Source organism: Mycobacterium sp. (genome assembly GCF_052144515.1).
Classification (GTDB): Bacteria; Actinomycetota; Actinomycetes; order Mycobacteriales; family Mycobacteriaceae; genus Mycobacterium.
Genome location: NZ_JBKQQD010000210.1, coordinates 1 through 3,550 on the forward strand (window position 1 = coordinate 1; position 3,550 = coordinate 3,550).

Below are 3,550 nucleotides of genomic sequence, written 5' to 3' on the forward strand. Positions count from 1 at the left end.
AGTCCATGATCCGCTGGGCGTATTTGGCCAACTCATCGGGGCGATACCCGCCGGCCTTGCCGGCCAGGTCGGCTTCGGCGGCCTCCCGGGTACACACATCGACCTCAACGGGCAGATGGGCGAAAAAGCTACGGATCACCGCCACATGCCCATCCCCGATCAGACCGTCACGTTGGGCGGTCGCGGTCGCGCTCAACTGCGGCGCCAACGGCTCACCGGTCAACGCCCAACGTTGCCCGAGATCCTTGGCTTCGGCGATACGCCGGCCGGCCTCAGCCTTGGTGACACGCAACCTATCGGCCAGCGCCGAACACAGCGTGGCGCCCAACTCCTCCTCGCCCGCCTGCGCGTCGAGCTGGTTGATCAATGTGTGGCCGGGGGCCCGCAACCGGCGCGCCACCCGTTCCAGGCGCTCCAACGCCCGCAACCGTTCCGGGGTGGTGAACACGTCAAAAACCAACTCACACAAGCGGTCCACGTCCGCGTCGAGCGCGTCGAAGACCTCGACGATCTCCTCGCGCGTGCTCGAACCCATTGGTAGTCAAGGGCGCGGTGTCCGCAGTGCGGATCCGTTTCCCCATCCCCCTTTCAATCCGTGCGTGCGGTTTTCCCGCACACGGCTTACCGATGATCTTCTAGACATGGTTACGCTGCCTTCGGGTAGCGGATGGTGCCGCGCAGGCGATGCAGGCCGTGCCCGTTAAACCACTCCTCAGTCCACTGATCAGCTTGACCGGCACGCAGATTGCGGCCCCGCTTCTTAACCATCAAGCGGAACAGCCGCCAGCACACATACCGGTCGACCTGGCGGAACTTATCGGCGGCATTGCCGGTACGAAAATAGTTACCCCAGCCACGCAAGATCGGAGTGAGCTCCGCGATCACCTCACGAATATCGATCCCGACCCGATTGCGCCCGGTGCGGTCACGGACCTTGGCCCGCAACCGTGCCATCGCCGTTTGACTGGGCCAACGGTGCAGGTAGTAGCGCACGATCCGCTTCTGTTCCCACAACCGCCCCGACATGCGCGCCCGGAAATGACAACCCAGAAAATCCAGGCCCTCCCGCCCGTCTCGCAGGTCGACTACCTTCGTCTTATCCGGATGCAGCCGCAACCCCAACGACGCCAGGATTTCTCCCACCGCCACCAAAGCGTGCTCGGCTTGTGCCCGCGTACGGCACAGCACCACACCGTCATCGGCGTAACGCACCAACTCACCCACATCCCGTCGAGTTAGTTCGGTGTCGAGCACGTGCAGATAGATGTTGGCCAGCAACGGGGAAATGACTCCTCCAACGCAGTTGGCAACTTCTGCTTTGAGGTGTCGCTGAGCTATCGGCGTGTCGAACGGCCGCGGCGCGTCAGTGAGACGGTGTGACATGTTGAGTAGTACATTAATGACATGTCTCGTTCTGCCGACGGTGGGCGCGCTCGTGGTGACGTGTTCGCGGAGCGGGTCAACGCTGCTGCGGACCTGCTGGATACGGGTGTGCGAGCGGCGGATGCCGCGCGAGAGCTGGCCAGCCGGTTCGGCTGTTCGCCGCGGCAGGCGCACCGCTACGTGCAGCGCGCGAGTCGGTCCGGGCATGTCGCGGTACCGGCACCGGCCGCGGTGTTCACCGTCAAGCTGCCGGTGCCGCTCATCGCGCGGGTCCGGACGTATGCCGCCGCGTCGGGGCGGACGCTGTCCGCCGTGGTCGCGCAGGCCCTGGAGGAGTTCTTGGCGCGGGCGCATCGAGAGCCTCCGCGCCGGTGAGCGAGCGGGTGGTCGAGACCGAGTTCGTCTTCGATCGCCTGCAGGCCGCGGAATTGTCGGCGGCCTACCGCATTCTTGTCCCCGAACGACCCTCGCGCAGCGTGCGCGCCGGTCAGGAAGCGAGCTGTGCCGATGAGCAACGCAGCAATCTATGCCCGGGTTTCCTCGGCCCGGCAGAAGGAGCAGGAGACGATCCGATCCCAGACCGCAGCGTTGCGTGCGCACGCCGAACAGCTGGGCCTGGACGTGCCTGAACCGTGGGTGTTCGAAGACGACGGCCATTCCGGGGCGAGTCTGGTCCGGCCGGCGCTGGAGCGGCTGCGCGACCTGGTCTGCCAGGTCCCGGTGGACGTGCTGCTGGTCTACTCGCCGGATCGGCTGGCTCGCAAGTACGCCTATCAGGCTCTGCTGATCGAGGAGTTCGCCAAGGCGGGCACGACCGTGATGTTCGTCAAGGGCCCGCGCAGCGACAGCCCCGAAGACGCACTGCTGGTGCAGTTCCAGGGCATGATCGCCGAGTACGAGCGCGCCCAGATCCTGGAGCGGACCCGCCGCGGCAAGGCGCATCGGGCCAAGAGCGGCACGATCAACGTGCTCTCGGGCGCCCCGTTCGGCTACCGGTACGTCCGCAAGAGCGAGCATGCCGATGCCCGCTACAAGGTCGTGGCGCACGAGGCGGCGGTCGTAGCCGAACTGTTCGCCCGCTACGCCGACGGTGGGGTCGCAATCGGCGAGCTGGCCCGCTGGCTAAGCGGGCTGGGTGTGGTGACCCGCACCGGCAAACCGCGCTGGGACCGCTCCACGGTCTGGGGCATGCTGCGCAACCCCGCCTACGCCGGGCGGGCCTGCTTCGGCAAAACGATGCGCACCGATCAGGCCGCAGCGCTCAACCGCACCGCCCGCCTGGCCGGGCGCGCCACACCCCGCCACTACACGGTCACCGACCGAGGCCGCGAAGATTGGCTGCAGATCCCGGTGCCGGCGCTCGTCGACGAGGACACCTGGCAGCGGGTCCAGCGGCGGCTGGCCGACAACAAGCGCTACGCCGCCCGCAACAGCAGCAATCCCTCTCTGCTGCAAGGCATTTGCGCCTGCAGCAGCTGCGGCTACGCCTACTACCGCACCTCGACACGCACCACCAACAAGAAGATCTACTACTACCGCTGCCTCGGCTCGGATGACTACCGCTACGAGCACGGCCGGGTCTGCGCCAACAAGCCGGTGCGCGCAGACTATCTCGACACCGTCGTCTGGGACCACATCACCGCCCTGCTTGCCGACCCCACCCTGATCCGCAGCGAGATCAACAAGCGGCTCGAGCAACACCGCACCGTCGACCCCGCCACCGCCCAGCGCCGACGCCTCGACATCGGATTGGCCCAGGCCACCACGGCGATCAGTCGGCTCATCGGCGCCTACCAGGAGGAGTTGATCTCCCTCGACGAGCTGCGGACCCGCATACCCGAGCTGCGCGCCCGCCAGACCGGCCTGCGCCACCAGGTCGACGCGCTCGAAAGCCAACTCGCCGACCGGGAGGTCTACCTCAAGCTCGCCGACAACCTCGAAGACTTCCTCACCGGGCTGCGCGACAAGACCATCACCGCGACCGTCACCGAACGCCAGCGGGTCCTGCGCCTGCTCGTCAAGGACGTGCTCGTCGGCCCCGACAAGATCACAATCCGCCACTCCATCCCGGTACGGCACAACGCGAGCAGCAGGACCGACGGCAGCGCCGAAACCGACTCGGAGGGCGAAATACGGCCCGATTGCCAACTGCGTTGGAGGAGTCATG

The 3,550-nt window shown here is 66.6% G+C and carries 4 protein-coding genes; 2 read left to right on the forward strand and 2 right to left on the reverse strand.

The annotated features are described in order from the left end of the window. On the reverse strand, positions 1–535 hold a 535-nt coding region (locus ACLP9N_RS14970; protein WP_442408159.1), incomplete at its 3' end, for a DUF222 domain-containing protein. Between the two features lie 110 nt (positions 536–645). Further along, a complete protein-coding gene (locus ACLP9N_RS14975) occupies positions 646–1,383 on the reverse strand; it encodes a group II intron maturase-specific domain-containing protein (RefSeq protein ID WP_442408160.1) in 738 nt (245 codons plus the stop codon). Positions 1,384–1,404: 21 nt separating this feature from the next. On the opposite strand from ACLP9N_RS14975, the gene ACLP9N_RS14980 reads away from it, so the two are divergent. Together ACLP9N_RS14980 and ACLP9N_RS14985 are read left to right on the forward strand one after the other, a co-directional pair. Beyond that, the gene (locus ACLP9N_RS14980) at positions 1,405–1,758 is read left to right on the forward strand and encodes a hypothetical protein (protein WP_442405388.1); all 354 of its coding nucleotides are present in this window, start codon (positions 1,405–1,407) and stop codon (positions 1,756–1,758) included. 132 nt (positions 1,759–1,890) lie between these two features. Continuing rightward, the coding region (locus ACLP9N_RS14985; protein WP_442408161.1) for a recombinase family protein at positions 1,891–3,550 on the forward strand (1,660 nt) is incomplete at its 3' end.

What these genes read in the sequence shown, in the direction of transcription:
- ACLP9N_RS14975 (WP_442408160.1), bottom strand. Translation starts at nt 1,383, where the DNA reads ATGTCACACCGTCTCACTGACGCGCCGCGGCCGTTCGACACGCCGATA.
- ACLP9N_RS14980 (WP_442405388.1), top strand. Translation starts at nt 1,405, where the DNA reads ATGTCTCGTTCTGCCGACGGTGGGCGCGCTCGTGGTGACGTGTTCGCG.